Below are 16,344 nucleotides of genomic sequence, written 5' to 3' on the forward strand. Positions count from 1 at the left end.
GAGCACTCTACATGTCTGAGCTTGAGTCCGAAATTGCAACAAAGCAGAGCAGGTTTGTCCATCTGCACAACCATACCGACTTCTCCCTTCTCGACGGGGCCGCCCCCATCAGCCGCTACATGGAGAAGGCGAAGAGCCTGGGCATGACCAGCCTGGCCATCACCGACCATGGGAACATGTTCGGAGCCCTGCGTTTTTACTATGCCGCCAGGGATGCCGGCATCAAGGCCATCATCGGATGCGAGTTCTATTGCAATCCCGGCGGGCATACCGAGCGACCTGCTCCAGGCGGCCGGAAAACAAACCAATACCACCTTATTCTGCTTGCAATGAACGAGAAAGGGTATCACAACCTGATGGAGCTCAACTCACTCTCCTATACACAGGGTTTTTACTTCAAGCCGCGCATCGACGATGAACTGTTGGCAAAGTACAACGAAGGGATCATCTGCCTCTCTGCATGCCTGGGTGGAGAAATCCTGCAGCACCTGCTCAATGACCAATACGAGAAAGCAAAGCAGCGCGCCCTTTGGTTCGCCTCCGTCTTCGACGACGGGCGCTACTATCTGGAGATGCAGGACCATAACTTGCCCGAACAGAAACGCACCAATCCCCTGCTCAAGCAGCTCAGTGAGGAGACCGGCATTCCGCTGGTCTGCACCAACGACATCCACTATATCGAGAAGGATGATGCCAATGCCCATGACCTGCTGCTCTGTGTGGGCACCAACTCCAAGAAAAACGATCCCGACCGCATGAGGTTCCCCAACCAGGAATTCTACATGAAGAGCGAGCAGCAGATGGCCTCGCTGTTCAGCTGGTGTCCCGAGGCGGTGGAGAATACAGGGAAAATCGCCGAACGCTGCAACCTTGAGATTCACTTCCCCGGACCTCTTCTGCCCGATTTCGAAGTACCCCAAGGCTTTGATGGACCGGCAAGCTACCTGCGCCATCTCTCCCATGAAGGATTGAAGAAGCGGTACAAGCACGTTACCGATGAGTTGAAAAAGCGGCTGGACTACGAGTTGGATGTCATCATCAAAATGAAGTTCGAAGGGTACTTTCTCATCGTCATGGACTACATCCAATGGGCCAAGCAGCACGACATTCCCGTCGGCCCGGGGCGTGGCTCCGGTGCAGGCTCCTTGGTCGCCTACTCAATCGATATCACCGACGTCGACCCGATCAAGTACAACCTCCTGTTCGAACGCTTCCTCAACCCCGAACGGGTAAGCATGCCGGACTTCGACATCGACTTTTGCTTCGAACGGAGGCAGGAAGTCATCAACTATGTAACCGAGCACTATGGGACCGAACGGGTGGCCCAGATCGCCACCTTCGGAACCCTGAAAGCCAAGGCTGTCGTCAAGGACGTCGCCCGGGTTCTGGATATCCCTTTTGATGAGTCGAACAATATCTGCAAACTCATCCCCGATGATTCCAAAATGACCCTTTCCAAGGCGTTTGAACAGAATAAGGAGCTGGTGGAGCTTGAGCAGAAAGGCGGCATCTACGCCGAACTCTTCGATGCGGCACGCCGTCTGGAGGGCTTGAACAGACACACATCCACCCATGCAGCCGGAGTGGTCATCGGCAAGGAAAGGTTGGTCAACTATGTACCGCTCTATCGTGATGCCAAAACCGGTGCCATCTCCACCCAGTACACCATGGACCTCATCGAAGAGTGCGGTCTGGTCAAAATGGACTTTTTGGGCTTGAAGACCCTGACGTTGATCAAGCACACCGAGGACCTGATTCATAAAAAGGACCCGACCTTCACCAGTGCGGCAATCAATGAGCAAGACCCCAAGACCTTTGAGATGCTCTGCCGGGGCGAAAGCGCCGCAGTCTTCCAGTTTGAAAGCCAGGGCATGCAGAACATCCTCAAGGAGGCAAAGCCCTCCAACATCGAGGACCTGGTCGCCCTCAATGCCCTCTATCGTCCCGGTCCCATGGCCTATATCCCCCAATTCATCAACTGCAAGCTGGGTCGTCAGCCCATCACCTACGCCGATCCTGAATTGGAAGACGAGCTGAAGACGACTTACGGAGTCATTGTCTATCAGGAACAGGTCATGAAGGTAGCCCAGATTATTGCCGGCTACTCGCTGGGCAGTGCCGACATTCTCAGACGCATCATGGGCAAAAAGAAAGTTGCAGCCCTGGAGAAAGAGAAGGTGAAGTTCATCGCCGGGGCGAAGGCGCTGGGGCGCAGTGAACAGCATGCCTCTGAAATCTTTGAGATGCTCGAGCCATTCGCAGGATACGGCTTCAACAAGAGCCATGCAGTTGCCTACTCGGTCGTTGCCTACCAGACAGCCTTCCTCAAGGCGAATTATCCCGCCGAGTTCTGGGCGGCCAACCTCACCAACGAGATGGGCAGCCCCGACAAGTTCAGCGAGTACCTGCAGATTGCAAAGGACCAGGGCATTGAGATTCTTCCCCCGTCGGTCAACTACTCGGACAAGCACTTCTCCGTTGTGGACGGCAAGATCGTCTACGGCCTTGCCGGCATCAAGAACGTTGGAGAGGGGGTGGTCGAAATGCTTGTCCAGGAGCGGGAGGCACACGGCCCCTACAAGGACATTTTGGACTTTTTGACCCGGCTTGACGCAAAAGCCATGAATACCAAGCTGTTGGAATCGCTGATCAAGGCAGGGGCTTTCGACACCATGGGAACCAACCGTCCCACATTGCTTGAAAACCTTGCCGATACCATCCTCTATGTGCAAAAGCGCAAGGAAGCAACTGCCTTCGGCCAGATTTCCCTCTTCGACGAGGAGACTGAGGCTTCAATGGAAACCTTCAGCATGAAAGCGGTCGAGGACTGGAAGCTGCCCGAGAAACTGGAAATGGAGAAAGACCTGTTGGGGTTCTACATCTCCGGACATCCCTTGGATGCCTATAGCCAGGCAATCAGAGAGCGGGTGACGGCCAACACCGCCCATCTGGAAACAATCGGTTTCAACCGGCCTACCAACATCATTGCGATGGTCAGCTCGATCAGGCCCTTCACCACCCAGAAGGGGGGCATCATGGCCTTTTTGCAGCTCACCGACCGCAATGCAACCTTCGATGCAACCTTGTTTCCCAAGATTTTTGAACAGTACCGGGACATTCTGCACGTCGACGGCATCTACGGGTTTGTCGGAAAGTTCGACAACTCCAGAGGCAACGATAAGATTTCCTATCTGATCGAACAGATCTTCGAGGACCCCAACCAGCTATCTCCGATTGCCGTCTCGCGTTGTCATATCGAGTTGGAGAAGTCGTTTTGCAACACCGAGCAGATCTCACACCTGCGGGACACCTGTCTCTCCTATGGAGGAAGCTGCAGCGTCCTGCTCCACTTCAGGACAGAGGGGGAAAGCATGCCGCTGGTCGTCGAGTGCGGCCGTGAGTTCTCCGTCCGGTACTGCGACGAGATTGAACCGGCGTTGAGGGAAAATCCCTCGGTGCTGAATATTTGGTTCGACTAATGGAAAAAAGTTCTGTATCTTGAAGATTGGAGGAACAACATGAACCAAACCTACTATGACAGCGGAGTTCCCATCATAGCGGCATCATCCAATGTCTTCATGACCATTGCCTCGATTGCTGCTTCCCTGCTCTCCTTCTATTCGCTGCTGATCTGGCTCAGGATTGTTCTCACGTGGATCCGCATCCCGGGACAGATTCAGGAAAATCCGCTTGCCGCCCTTTTGGGCAGAATCGTCGACCCGTACCTCGCGTGGTTCAGGGGAGTCAGCGGCCTCAAGCGGAGCCGACTGGACCTGACCCCGCTGCTTGCCCTTGCGGTTCTCTCGGTCGTCCAGTCCATGCTGCGTCTCTACGGATCCTACGGGCGCCTTACCGTAGGCATGGTCTTTGCCTTGGTACTGCAGACGCTCTGGTCCTACCTGATCAGTCCGGTGTTCTGGTTTTTGATCATCCTCTTGGGCATACGCCTCGTTCTCTGCTACAAGCGCAGCCCGGGGATCATCGGGTACATCTCCATGCTCGATTCCATCATCGGCGGGGTGCTGAACTGGGTGCAGAGGCTCTTCTACCCCAAGAAAGCCATCAATGACCGTCAGCTGGTCATCACCAGCCTCGTTTTCTTCATCGCCGCCTATATCGGATCTTCCCTGTTGCTGCGTTTTATGGTGGACTTCTTCGCGAAACTCGGATTCTGACCCATGGCGTACGTCCGCGGCCTGAAAACCAGTATCACCGAACTCAGTGGAGTCGGGCCTGCCGCCAAGGCAGGCTATGCCGAGCTGGGGATTGCCACCTTCAGCGACCTGTTGCTGCTCTCCCCCCGCACCTGGGAAGACCGCAGCAAAGTACATCCACTGGGCTTGGTACAAGACTCACAGATGGCCAACACGTTGGTCGAGGTGCTCTCCCACTCCTATTTTGGCAAGAATCGGACGCTCAAGATCATCGTCCGTGATGTTTCCAATCTGGGAGATGGCAGGCTCAGCCTGTTGTGCTTCGGCCGCAACTTTCTGGAAAAGACCATCAAGGTCGGGCGAATCTACTACCTCTACGGCAGCGTCAAGGACAACCGTGGCGAGCTGCAATGTTCCCAGTTTGAACTCTATCCGGCTACCGAGGATGGGGATTTCCCCAAACAGTTCGGCCGTATTCTTCCCATCTATCCCCTACGCGGCTCGCTGAGCCAGCGCTTGATCAGGGCGAATGTCAAGGCGGTTCTGGCAAGCGTCGATACCTTTGAAGATGAATTGACGGCTTCGATGCGCGACCGTTACCACCTCATGACCACCGATCAGGCCATCAGGGCCTATCACTTTCCTCCCTCGATCGAGGTGTTGCAGCAAGCCCGCAGGACCCTTGCCCTCACCGAACTCTTCTACCTGCAGTTGGTCGCACGCAGGCACAAGAGCCTTGTGCAACGCAGTGCCAAAACAGGACCAAGCATTCCTACCAAGCTCGAATTGAAGTTCATTGAAGGCCTCCCCTTCAGCCTGACAGCAGACCAGATAACCAGCCTGAAGGAAATACGGGAAGATCTGGACAGTGAAATACCCATGAACCGTTTGCTGCAAGGCGATGTAGGCAGCGGCAAAACCCTGGTGGCTTGGATCAGCGCCCTGCATGTCCTTTCCCAAGGAGCCCAGGTGGCCTTCATGGCCCCTACCGAGCTTTTGGCCCGACAGCACGCTGAATCAGCTGCTGCACTGCTGCAGGATCTGGGTATCAGGCTGGCTTTTCTGACCGGTTCGGTCAAGAACAAGGAACGCAGGCTTCTGCTTGAAGCCATCAAAGAGGGGGAAGTCGATATCGTCATCGGCACCCACGCCCTCTTTTCTGCGGAAGTCGCCTTTAAAAACCTCAGGTATGTCATCATCGATGAACAACACCGCTTTGGAGTGGAACAACGCCTCGCCCTTTTGGAAAAGGCGCAGGTCCCCGACCTGCTGCTCATGACGGCGACCCCCATACCCCGCACGCTCTCGCTGACTGTATTCGGGAACCTCAACGTCTCCACCCTCAAAACCATGCCCCCCGGCCGCAAACCGGTGATCACCCATCTGGTCAACGAGCAGAGCCGCAAGCGCATGTACCAGGCGGTGGGGGTTGAGTTCCAACGCGGCCATCAAGCCTACTTTGTCTACCCCCGCATCGATGACAGTGGAGAAAGCGACCTGCGCGATGTGACAAACATGTATGAGTTTTTGAAAAACGAGTATCCAGACGTACCATCCGCCTTGATCCACAGCAAGCTGGACGAGGATGAGAAAGTACGCATCCTCAAAGAGTATCAGGGGGGAAGACTCTCCTACCTTGTCTCCACCAGCGTCGTGGAAGTCGGCATCGACATTCCCAACGCCACCTGCATGGTCATCGAACACGCCGACCGTTTCGGGCTGTCGGCCTTGCACCAGCTGCGAGGGCGCGTCGGCCGCTCGGTGTTGCAGTCCTATTGCTTTTTGGTCTTCGGCAATGAGCTTACCGATGAAGCGAAGCAGCGTCTGAAGGTGATGAAAGAGTCCAATGACGGCTTTTTCATCGCCGAACAGGACCTTCTCATCCGCGGCCCGGGCGAACTTACCGGCACCAGGCAGTCGGGATACCTCAAACTCATCTACGCTTCACTGACCGAAGATCTTCCCCTCATCGAAATCGCCCGCAACGAAGCCGACCTCATATTGGAGCGTGATCCGGGGCTGCTTCTTGTCGAGCATGAACCGATCAGGGCGGTCTTGGCCGAGGCTCCACCTTTTGAAGCAGAGCACAGCGAGGCATGAAACGGCAACTTGCATAAGTGTGCTCAGGTTACTATCATCGAAGTGAGGTGTAGAGCATGCGCATAACCGGAGGAATCTATCGGGGAAGGACAGTCGCCTGTCCCCCGGGAATCATAAGACCTGCAATGGATATGATGCGGGAATCGCTTTTTTCCATCCTGGGAAACCTGGAAGGAAAGAGTTGGCTGGACCTGTTCACCGGCAGTGGTTGTGTCGGCATCGAGGCGGCAAGCCGAGGGGCGGCTCCTGTCCATTTGGTTGAAAAGGACCGTCTCAAGAAAGCCACGATCATTGAGAACATCAGCATGGTTGAGAGTGAAATCACCCTGTTCATGGCCGACGTTCATCGCTTCATCCCTACTGCAAAACGCCAATATGACATCGTATATGCCGATCCACCCTTCCCCATGCAAGGCAAGGTCGGCCTCGCACAAGCGGTGGACAAGCAGAAGCTGCTCTCCGAAGGAGGGCTGTTCATCATCCATTACCCCTCCGAGGAGAAGGGCCAGTGGCCCGAGCAGGTGGGAAACCTGGTCTGTTACGACCAGCGCAAGTACGGCAGGAGCACCCTCCGCTTCTACAAGAATACCCTGAATGCAGGAGAACAGCATGAAATCTGACCTTGTCTCGATCGATGAAAACAACATTGCACACAGCTCTTTCACCACCTACAGCTATGAGACGGACTGCTTCGCCGAAGCGCGATTGGCCTTCTATTTCCAGATCGTCCAGGAAGCCGCCGGCATGCATGCAGCCATGCGCGGTTGTTCGATCAACAATCTGCACAAGGAAGGAAAGACATGGGTCATCACCCGCAGCAGCATGGAAATCATGCGATACACCTGTTGGCCCGAGGTGATCGAGGTCCAGACCTGGGCCCAGGAGCCGATCAGGCTGCACCTGCCCCGTGTCGTCAAAGGCTTCGACAAGGCGGGCAATGCCCTCTTTACAGCCAAAACCCACTGGGCCATCCTCGACATGGACAGCGGCAGGCCGTTGCGACCCATGGACATGTCACTGAGGATCGGGCTTCCACCGGCCGACCATACTCTGGACATGACCCTTCCCAAAAAGCAGGATGACGAGAACCAGGTGCTGCTGTGCAGCTTCAAGCCGACCATCGCCTACCTCGATACCGACCGAAACCTCCATGTTAACAACATATCGTACCTCAACTGGGCTCTTGAAAGCCTGCCTTCGGCTTTCCGCAACCGCTGCAAGGTCGCATCGGTCGATGTCTCATACCTGAGGCAGACCTATCTCGAGGACGATTTGTGCGTGTACACCTATGGCCTGGAGCAAGACGCCCTGTTCGGCGATGAACCGACACTCCGGCATACGATTATGCGCAAGGAGAAGGATGGAACGACCACCTTGGTGTGGTCTGGAACCACGGGCTGGAAACGAAGGGAAGACCTTAGATAAAGACCTTGCGCAGGGTGGGATCCTTGCCCAACAAAAGACCTATGGACTCGCGAACGGGAAACAAGCCGTTCTTGGAGTTCGCACTGTAGTAACAGTACCAACAGCCTTCCTCGCTCTTGTAGTGGACATCACAGCTGACAACATAGCGGCTCGCCCAACCCGATTGGGGGGGGACGAGCACCGGGGCACGGAACGAAGGCTTGAAAGCAAGCCCGTCGGTGCTTTCCAACTGCAACAGCATGCTGGTTGTCTTGGCCCGTTTCTTGTCCCAGTACATCGCACACTCGAAGCCTACATATCCATCGTCGGTCTTCACCACCTTGATGCTTCCCACAGCCATGTTCCGGTAGGGGTCGTCGGCATAGGGGGAGAGCAGGGGCTCTCCCTCATTGGCCAAGGCATAGGGGCCTTCCAAGCTGCTTGAAAGGGCCATGGCGAAATGTCTGCTGGTCTTCTGCTTGGTATCGGGGAGAAGCAGGTGGGAGGCACCGAAATAGAGCCGGTAGCCCTGTTCGGTCTTGATGATTTGGGGACGGGATATCCGGCTTTTCTTCAATCCATCCTTTGCAAAGGGAACGGTGCGGCTGTCCAAAAGAATTTTCGGCTCGCTGAACAGGATCAAGTCGGTCGAGGAGCGCATCTCAAAGCGGCTGTAGGTGATTTTCTCCTGTTCCCTTCGTCTGAACCTTCCTTTTCGGATGGGTGGCAATGAAGCATTGTGCTTCTCATAAATCAGGTAGTAGATGCCATCCTCGTAGTATATCGAGGGGGAATGACCCCTGAGCTCAATCATCTTCCTGGGTTCCCAGCTGATCCCATTCTCACTGATGAAATGCTCGAGGCCCACCCAGGTGTGACCAAAAAGATGCCACTTCCCATCCGGACTCTCCTCGGGAAACAGGAAGAAGGGATCGCAGAGCCGGCTCATGTACCACTGGCTGCGGATAACCGGTTCATCGCTGAAAGGATACCACGAGATTTTTGAAAAGGTGGAGAGACAGAGGGCCATCGGACCTACTCCTGCTTGCGCTTGTTGGGTCTACGACCCCAAAGCGGACTGAGGTTCTGCTCAAGATTGAACTTCTTGTTCATCCACTTGATGATCTTTGAGTAGACAAAGAAGCTTCCTCCGATGCTCACCACAAACGTCAAGCCCAGCCACATCGGGATCAGGGAGCTGTTGGGATCGACAAAGCGGGTGATCAGGACGAAGCAAACAATGAAGAGAACCATCATCAACAGGATGTTCAGCACCGTGGCAGCCAGCATAAACCAGAGGGTATTCGATTTCTTAGACATGCTTTCCTTCCTTGGATTCCAAGATGATGCTTGCCGCAAGCAGGATACCGCTGACAACCAAGGATGCATCAGCAATATTCCATGTCGGCCAACGTTCAAAACCCAGAAATCCATAGACTTTGACGCTGATGAAATCCACCACCCTGAAATTCCGGAAAATCCGGTCGATCAGGTTTCCGATGCCTCCGCCCAAAAAAAGGGCCAACACCCATCGGTGGAATGAACTGAGTACAAAACGCTTGGAAAAATAGACGAACAAAACGGCGATGACCAACAATACCGGAACAATGATGAAAAACAACAGCTTGACGGCCAATGGCAGGCTGTCGCCCATGCTGAAAGCAATGGCGGTATTGCGTACGTGGACAATAGCCAAAAAGTCACCCAGGAATTGAAACCCAACGGTGTTCTCTGCAACGTGCCTCACTATCCAAGCCTTGGAAAGCTGGTCGAAAAGGATAATACAAGCTGTGAGCAACAAGGGCTGATAGCGTCGTTTGTTTTGTCCCATAGTGCTGACTATACTATAACCCGGTGGGGTTGGCAACAAAGACAACGGTAAGGCCGAAGGTATCGCGGACATGCTGCATGAGCGCCAAAAGACCGAAGGTCTCGGTCGTATAGTGCCCTCCTGCGATAACCGTAATCCCGCCTTCTGCTGCATCATGATAGTGCTGATGCTCGAATTCACCGGTCACAAAGCAGTCAAGGCCGTCAGAGAGGGCGGCAAGCACATCCGAACCCGCACCTCCGCTGACAATGCCCACCTGGTGTATCAGCTCATTGCCGAAAGGCAGGATCAGGGGATTCTCGAATCCCAAACGAGAGGCGATCCAATCCGCACTGCGGCCCTCGCCAAGGGTCCCCTTGAACCCGAGCAGCCTTCCCTTATAGGGGCCAAAGCCCTGGATGTCCTGAAGGCCGAGCTTGTGCGCCATGACGATATTGTTTCCCACCTCACTGTGGGCATCCAGCGGAAGGTGGGCCGCATACAAATCAAGATTCCCCTCGATGAGAGTCTTCAACCTGGTATAGTGCGGCCCGCATACTGCAATCGGATTCCCCCAGAACAGACCGTGGTGCACCACCAAGAGGTCGGCATGCTCTTCCATCGCCTTCTCGAACGTGGCTTGGCAGGCGTCGACGGCAAAGGCAACGGTATGCACCTCGCGCTCCGACGGTCCCACCACCAAGGAATTAAGCGACCGATCGATTCCCTCAAAGGAGGCAACTTCCAAATACGCATCAAGATAGGAGACAAGTTCACTACGTTTCATAGCCTCAGTATAGAGAGTTGACACCTTTTGTTCCACCACCTATAGTTCGAGCATGACCGATACACAGGTGAGAGTAAAACCGCTCACATACGAAGAAGCTTCCTTTGACTTCGACCTTGCAACCATTCGAACATGCAGAGCTCTTGGCAGCAGCGAACCGATTGTAGGCCAGCCGCGCGCCCTGAGAACCCTTGAACTGGGCCTTTCCCTCTCCAAAAGCGGCTACAATATTTTTGTCAGCGGCGACAGCGGCAGCGGCAGGCACAATGCAGTGCGACATGCAGTGCGGAATCTCAGGCATGACACTTCGTCATTGCGCGACCTGGTCTATGTCTACAACTTCCTGCAGCCCAACAGCCCCAGGGTTCTTACCTTCAATTGCGGGGACGGCCAACTTTTTTGTGACGCCGCAGAAGCCTTCAACCAGGAAATCCTTGCCCTTGCCCTGCACAAGCGGGACTTTTATGCAACGGCACTCCAGCTGCTCTCAGAGTTCGAATCCCAGTTCCCCCAAGCCTCGTTGCGCGACCATTTCGTCCATATACGTACGGACCTCAAGCGAATGGAAAGGCATATCCAGAACCTTGACGAAAAGGCCTGCAAGGTTGATCCGATCGCAACCAAATACCGGGCCAACCTCTTGGTCAACCATGCAAAAGCAACCGAAAGGCCCTTCATCATTGAAACTCATCCATCCTTTTCGAACCTGTTCGGTTCGGTGGACAGCAATCAGAACATGCCCCACCTTGCGTTGCATGCGGGGACCCTGATGGAGGCGATTGGGGGCTTTTTGGTCATCGATGCCGAGGAGCTGCTCAGCGAGCAGGGCCTGTGGGATGCACTGAAACGCTACCTTGATGCCAACGCCCTGACCGTTGAGAGCAACGTCATCACCAAGGGAGAGCTCCGAAGCCCTTTTATCAGGCCGCAGATGCCCCCGCTGCCGGTCAAAGTCATCCTCATCGGCAGTGAAGAGACCTACGACACCCTTACCGAAGGGGATGAGCGCTTTCTCACCCTTTTCAAACTTTGTGCGCAGTTCGACTACTCCATGAACCTCGATGAGAAGGCAATCGCCCAGACAATCGCAAACCTGGACAATTACGCAAAGACCAATGGGTTGCTCGACCTCAGCGATGAAGCCTTCCTCCAGCTGCTCAGATACAGCTGCTGGTATGTAGAGTCGCGTGAACACCTGAGCACCCAGTTCTCCACCCTCTACGACCTGCTTGAGGAGGCGAACTGGTGGGCTCACTACCATCAGAAAAAGCAGATTGATGACCAGGTGGTCCTCACCGCCCATGCAGAGCGGGAGTATGCCAACGGCATCAGCGAAAGCAAGATCAACGAAGAGATCATCAGCGGCGATATGATCATCAGCCTCACCGGCACCAAGATCGGCGTGGTCAACGGCTTGGCCGTCATGGACAGGGGAAGTGCCTCCTTCGGGACTCCGACGGTGATCAGCTGCACTGTAGCCCCGGGCAACGAGGGCATTGTGAACATCGAGCATGAGGCAGGCCTGAGCGGGGAAATCCACGACAAGGGCCTGTTGATTCTCGAGGGGTACCTGCGCAAGCACTATGCCCGAACCTTCCCGCTTTCCATCTATGCAGGAATTGCCTTCGAGCAGTCCTATGCCGAAGTGGATGGGGACAGCGCCTCATCCAGCGAGCTGTATGCCTTGCTTTCAGCCATCGGCGAGCTTCCCGTGCGTCAGGACATAGCGGTAACCGGTTCAGTGAACCAGATGGGCATGATCCAGCCGGTGGGCGGCATCAACGAGAAAATTGAAGGCTTCTTCCATACCTGCCAGGCGACCGGCCTCACCGGCAGGCAGGGAGTGATCATTCCTTTCCAGAATGTACGCAACCTGATTCTCGGCTATGAGGTGCTTGAAGCGATCAAGGCCAAACAATTCTTCATCTACCCCATCAAAACCATCGACGAGGGCATGCAGCTCTTGACTGAACGGCCGGCAGGCATCCGCAACGCAAAGGGCAACTACAGTGCCGGCAACTTCAACTACGATATCGAGGACAGGCTGAAAAAGATGTATCAGGCGGTCCTAGCCAACAGAGGCTAGGCTCTGCAGCCGCTTCAAGAAAGGCAGGATGTAGGCAAGCGACAGGACAAAGGTAAGCACATCAGCGATGGGCTGGGCAAGCTGCAAACCGACAATTCCGACCAAACCGGGAAGCAGGGCAATGACCGGAATGAAGAAGAAACCCTGCCTGGCCAAGGCCAAAACCGAGCTCGAACTGCTGTGTCCGGTGCTTTGGAACACCATCCCGCTCAAGGTGTTGAAGGCTGACAGGGGCATCAGGATGCATTGGTACCGTATGGCAACCGTCCCGATGGCGATGACAGCCGGGTCGGAGAGAAACAACAACATGATGTAGTGCGCTGTGGCAAAACAAATCACACCGATGAAGGTGAAGGCCAACACCCCGGTACGTACACAAAACTTGAAGGCTTCGATCAGGCGGTCGTAGCGCTTGGCCCCCCAGCTGAATCCGGCAACCGGCTGCAACCCTTGTCCGAATCCGATCAAGGCCGAGTTGAGGAACTGCATCACGCGCGTGGTGATGGACATCGCGGCAATCGCCACGTCGCCGAAGGGGGCGGAAAAAACGTTCAAGCAGATTGCAGAGACGGTGTGCAGCATGGTCCGAAAGAGCGAAGGGGCACCGACGGTGAAGATATTCCGGTAAATCCACCACTTCAGTTTCACATGGCGCACAGACAGATGCAGGTTGCTTCTTCTCTTGACGAAATGAGAAAAGAGGATGAAAAAACTGACGCCTTGACTAAGAACCGTTGCAAGGGCGGCCCCCCTGATGCCCATATCCAGGGCGAAGATGAAAATCGGATCGAGAATCACATTGAGAACGGCCCCGCTGCTCATCCCGAGCATGCCAAGGTGGGCCTTGCCTTCCGATCGGAGGTTGTTGTTCATCGTATAGCAGACCGTCATCCAAGGGGCGCCGATGAGAATCACCGAGGCATAGCGCTCTGCCTCGGGTGCAATGGTCGGTGTGGCACCAAGAAACCGTACCAGCGAACCGGTTCCCGCCAACCCCAGCAGGGTGAAGATCATGGCGATGCCCATCGAGGTGAAAAAAGCGGTACTGAAGACCTCGTCGGCTTCAGTGCGTTTCTTAGAGCCGAGCAAGCGCGAAACCGTATTGGCCGAGCCTTGGCCGAATGTGATGCCGATCGACTGGATGATGCTCATGATTGAATAGACAATCCCCACCGCAGCACTGCTCTCGGTGCCCAATCGGCTGACAAAAATCGTATCGGTCATTGAATAGAAGGAGGTGATGAGCATGCCGATGATCGTCGGGGCGGCCAACTGCAGGATGAGCGACTGTACCGGTTGCTCGGTCATCCGCTGATAGTTCTGCTCTGCATTGAGAGAGGGGGTGCGCATCAGTTTCATACGGTGAACCAGCCATGCATCATGATCCCGGCGGCTACTGCAACATTGAGGGAACCTTTGGTCCCGGCTTGCACGATGGAAAGCCTGCCCAGCGATGCTTCTGAGGCGCCAAGCAAAGCCGGGCTCACCCCCAGCTCCTCACTGCCGATCACGGCAACCCCCTTGGAGGGGAATGCAAATGCATCAAGCTCGGTCCCCCCGGTTTCCAGGGCAAACAGCGGAAGGTCGAGTGCTTGCAACCGCTCAAGCATGGCCTCCTCGCCGATCACCTCATGCTCTACGGTTTGGGTGCACCCACGGCTTGTCTTGAGTGCCCGGCTATGGTCGACGGCGGCGCACCCCTCAATGAGATAGATTTTCTGGATGCCGAACGAGTCTGCAGAACGGAAGATGGAACCGATGTTGTAGGGTGAGCGGATCCGGTCAAGGACGAGGATATGATCGAGGATCGTACGCCGGCTCGCATCGAGGTTTCCCAGTTCATCGATAAAATCCCAATCGGCACTATCAGTTCCCAATGCCTGCAAGAGCAGGTAGTGGATATCATCGCACGTTACCGCCAGATCCAGGCCTTGCACCACCCCAAGTTTCCTGCCAAGAGTGAGCAGGCGGGAGCGTTCATCTTCAGCAAGCACGGCTTGGAACTGTGCAGAGTCAAACAGACCGGCCAAGGCTGAAAGATATACCCGATCGTGCTGATTGCGCAGTGCGAGCTTCGCCTGCTGGTGAAACAGCAGGGCGCACTTGCGTACGCATGTGCGATCTCCGAGTGTCCTAAGCTTCGCTATCGTTATCATCGTCTTCGCTCACCTGCCTGGGAGCCACCAATACGGCGAACTCCCCCTTGATTGCATCCCTGCCTGCAAGCGTGGAGGCAACCTCGCCTGCACTACCTTGGAGAAACTCCTCAAACTTCTTGGTCATCTCCCGACCAGCCACCACCATCCGCTTCGCATCGAGGGCGGCTATCTCCTCCAAAGTTTTTACGATGCGGAAGGGGGATTCATAGAGGACGAATGCCTCATCGCGTTCCAACAATTGCACAAGGCGCTTGGTCCTTCTGCCTTTCCTGGGGCTGAGAAATCCCTCGAAGGTGAAGCTCTTGCCGACATAACCGGCAACGCTTACCAAAGTTGCAACGGCGCTGGGGCCGGGGATGGGGACGATGGGAAAACCCGCCTCCCTGACGGCGGTGACGACCCTGGCTCCCGGGTCGCTGATCCCGGGGGTTCCGGCATCGCTGACGAAAGCTACATCCAATCCACTGCCCAAGAGCTCAACAATGCCTTTGGCCGAGTTGATTTCGTTATGGGCGTGACAAGCGATCAGGCGCTTGGAAATTTCAAAATGATTCAGCAGCTGCTGGGTGTGGCGGGTGTCCTCGCAGGCGATCACATCCACGCTTTTCAGCGTCTGTACAGCCCGGTAGGTGATATCCTCAAGGTTCCCGATCGGTGTCGCCACCATATAGAAAGTACTCATGAGCTTCAGTCTACATGTTCTGTTGCGTCCTTACAAGCACGATGGATTGGCATCGTTTCCCATGCTGTTTGGTATTTTTTACCACAGCAAGGCAAAAACCGACCAATTCTGCGCTGTCCGAAACAAAAAACCTAGGAAAAGTACGTGTTTGGAAAAGTTGGCACGCCATCTGCATATGTATCTACGTAACAACGAAACCACAACAGCCACCCGGTGGCGAAAGGAGACAATGATGCAGATGTTTAAAAGAATCGCCGATATCTTCAACTCACACGTCAACAGTGCTTTGGACAAGCTTGAAGATCCGGCAAAGATGATCAGCCTGATGATCACCGAACTGGAGGATACCCAGACCAAGGCCCGTTCTTCCATGGCAGCCCGCAAAGCGGAGCAAGCAAGCCTGGAGAGAGAAAAGGCCGAGTTTGAGAAATCCGTCCTTCGTTGGGAAGACCGTGCAAAGCTGGCCATCACCAATGGTCGTGAGGACCTGGCCCGCGAAGCCCTCCTGGAGAAAAAGCATGCCGCAGAGCAGGTACAGCGCATTGAAGAGCAGCTTGCCAATCTGACTTCCATCCTTGCAAGCCAGAGTGCCCAGCTCATCCAGATCGCCGACAAGCTCAAGGAAGTCAAGGACAAACAGCAGATCCTCGTCCAGAGAGCAAGAAGCGCCAAGGAGAAGAAGCAGGTTGCCCAAACGCTGAAAAGCAGCGACAGTGCAGACCTTGCCCGCAAGTTCAGCGAGCTTGAAAGCAAGATCGAGCGGATGGAAGCCGATGCCGAGATGGCCGGTTATCATGGGAAGCCCTCAGCCAGTGACGAGTTTGCCAGAATGGAATCCGATAGCACCATCGAGGCCGAGCTTGAGAGTTTGAAACAGTCTATGACCAAGAAGAAGGAGCAGAAATAATGTATTACGACAGAGAAGAGGATCGTACCCTGTATCGTGAAAGACGGGGCATGATATTGGGAGTGTTCCAAGGATTGGCCACCTGGTCGGGGCTTCCAGTACTCCTGCTCAGAATCATCGGCCTTATCCTGCTCTTCTCGGTTGGATTCGTTCCGATGGCCATCGCCTACATCCTGACAGCACTCATGCTGCCTTCACGATAACCGAATCAGACGTTTTTTCATGACTGTCATTGAGTTTCTTCCTTGAGCAGGA

Annotated in this window: 15 protein-coding genes; 8 read left to right on the forward strand and 7 right to left on the reverse strand. The window is 54.9% G+C overall.

The features are described from left to right. Nucleotides 1-11: 11 nt before the first annotated feature. Genes dnaE through B3K89_RS10950 form a run of 5 tightly spaced genes read left to right on the forward strand, consistent with a single transcriptional unit; the run spans nt 12 to nt 7,679 of the window. Nucleotides 12-3,479, forward strand: a complete 3,468-nt coding sequence (dnaE, locus tag B3K89_RS10930; protein WP_293892864.1) for a DNA polymerase III subunit alpha — start codon at nt 12-14, stop codon at nt 3,477-3,479. 39 nt (nt 3,480-3,518) lie between these two features. Further along, nucleotides 3,519-4,175: a YggT family protein gene (locus B3K89_RS10935; protein ID WP_293892867.1), complete on the forward strand. Its 657-nt coding sequence runs from the start codon at nt 3,519-3,521 to the stop codon at nt 4,173-4,175. A 3-nt stretch (nt 4,176-4,178) separates the two neighbouring features. After that, nucleotides 4,179-6,254: an ATP-dependent DNA helicase RecG gene (recG, locus tag B3K89_RS10940; RefSeq protein ID WP_345907401.1), complete on the forward strand. Its 2,076-nt coding sequence runs from the start codon at nt 4,179-4,181 to the stop codon at nt 6,252-6,254. Nucleotides 6,255-6,310: 56 nt separating this feature from the next. Continuing rightward, entirely contained in the window at nt 6,311-6,874 is a 564-nt protein-coding gene (gene rsmD / locus B3K89_RS10945; RefSeq protein WP_293892873.1) for a 16S rRNA (guanine(966)-N(2))-methyltransferase RsmD, read from the forward strand. After that, on the forward strand, nt 6,864-7,679 hold the full coding sequence (locus B3K89_RS10950; protein WP_345907402.1) for an acyl-[acyl-carrier-protein] thioesterase: 816 nt from the start codon (nt 6,864-6,866) through the stop codon (nt 7,677-7,679). Before rsmD ends, B3K89_RS10950 begins: the two co-directional genes overlap by 11 nt. Here B3K89_RS10950 and B3K89_RS10955 read toward each other — a convergent pair. Genes B3K89_RS10955 through B3K89_RS10970 form a run of 4 tightly spaced genes read right to left on the reverse strand, consistent with a single transcriptional unit; the run spans nt 7,672 to nt 10,255 of the window. Then, the gene (locus B3K89_RS10955) at nt 7,672-8,688 is read right to left on the reverse strand and encodes a hypothetical protein (protein WP_293892879.1); all 1,017 of its coding nucleotides are present in this window, start codon (nt 8,686-8,688) and stop codon (nt 7,672-7,674) included. The genes B3K89_RS10950 and B3K89_RS10955 overlap by 8 nt on opposite strands. Before the next feature lie 5 nt (nt 8,689-8,693). Then, on the reverse strand, nt 8,694-8,978 hold the full coding sequence (locus tag B3K89_RS10960; protein ID WP_293892882.1) for a leader peptide processing enzyme: 285 nt from the start codon (nt 8,976-8,978) through the stop codon (nt 8,694-8,696). After that, complete coding sequence (lspA, locus tag B3K89_RS10965; RefSeq protein ID WP_293892885.1) at nt 8,971-9,489, reverse strand: signal peptidase II; 519 nt, start codon at nt 9,487-9,489, stop codon at nt 8,971-8,973. Before lspA ends, B3K89_RS10960 begins: the two co-directional genes overlap by 8 nt. 13 nt (nt 9,490-9,502) lie before the next feature. Continuing rightward, nucleotides 9,503-10,255: a Nif3-like dinuclear metal center hexameric protein gene (locus B3K89_RS10970; protein WP_293892888.1), complete on the reverse strand. Its 753-nt coding sequence runs from the start codon at nt 10,253-10,255 to the stop codon at nt 9,503-9,505. A gap of 52 nt (nt 10,256-10,307) precedes the next feature. Here B3K89_RS10970 and B3K89_RS10975 point away from each other — a divergent pair, with 52 nt between their 5' ends. After that, a complete protein-coding gene (locus B3K89_RS10975; RefSeq protein WP_293892891.1) occupies nt 10,308-12,341 on the forward strand; it encodes a Lon protease family protein in 2,034 nt (677 codons plus the stop codon). Here the strand turns inward: B3K89_RS10975 and B3K89_RS10980 are convergent. The 3 genes from B3K89_RS10980 to rsmI are packed head-to-tail and all read right to left on the reverse strand — an operon-like array spanning nt 12,324 to nt 15,182. Next, nucleotides 12,324-13,700 (reverse strand): MATE family efflux transporter, encoded by a 1,377-nt coding sequence (locus tag B3K89_RS10980; protein ID WP_293892894.1) that lies wholly within the window; start codon nt 13,698-13,700, stop codon nt 12,324-12,326. The two genes, B3K89_RS10975 and B3K89_RS10980, sit on opposite strands and share 18 nt — an antisense overlap. Further along, nucleotides 13,697-14,497 (reverse strand): TrmH family RNA methyltransferase, encoded by an 801-nt coding sequence (locus tag B3K89_RS10985; protein ID WP_293892897.1) that lies wholly within the window; start codon nt 14,495-14,497, stop codon nt 13,697-13,699. Before B3K89_RS10985 ends, B3K89_RS10980 begins: the two co-directional genes overlap by 4 nt. Continuing rightward, on the reverse strand, nt 14,475-15,182 hold the full coding sequence (gene rsmI, locus B3K89_RS10990) for a 16S rRNA (cytidine(1402)-2'-O)-methyltransferase (RefSeq protein WP_293892900.1): 708 nt from the start codon (nt 15,180-15,182) through the stop codon (nt 14,475-14,477). Before rsmI ends, B3K89_RS10985 begins: the two co-directional genes overlap by 23 nt. 232 nt (nt 15,183-15,414) lie before the next feature. Here rsmI and B3K89_RS10995 point away from each other — a divergent pair, with 232 nt between their 5' ends. Together B3K89_RS10995 and B3K89_RS11000 are read left to right on the forward strand one after the other, a co-directional pair. Beyond that, entirely contained in the window at nt 15,415-16,089 is a 675-nt protein-coding gene (locus B3K89_RS10995; protein ID WP_293892903.1) for a PspA/IM30 family protein, read from the forward strand. Beyond that, complete coding sequence (locus B3K89_RS11000; RefSeq protein ID WP_244772371.1) at nt 16,089-16,292, forward strand: PspC domain-containing protein; 204 nt, start codon at nt 16,089-16,091, stop codon at nt 16,290-16,292. Before B3K89_RS10995 ends, B3K89_RS11000 begins: the two co-directional genes overlap by 1 nt. Nucleotides 16,293-16,344 lie beyond the last annotated feature (52 nt).

The sequence above is a fragment of the Sphaerochaeta sp. UBA5849 genome, from assembly GCA_002432715.1.
Taxonomy (GTDB): domain Bacteria; phylum Spirochaetota; class Spirochaetia; order Sphaerochaetales; family Sphaerochaetaceae; genus Sphaerochaeta.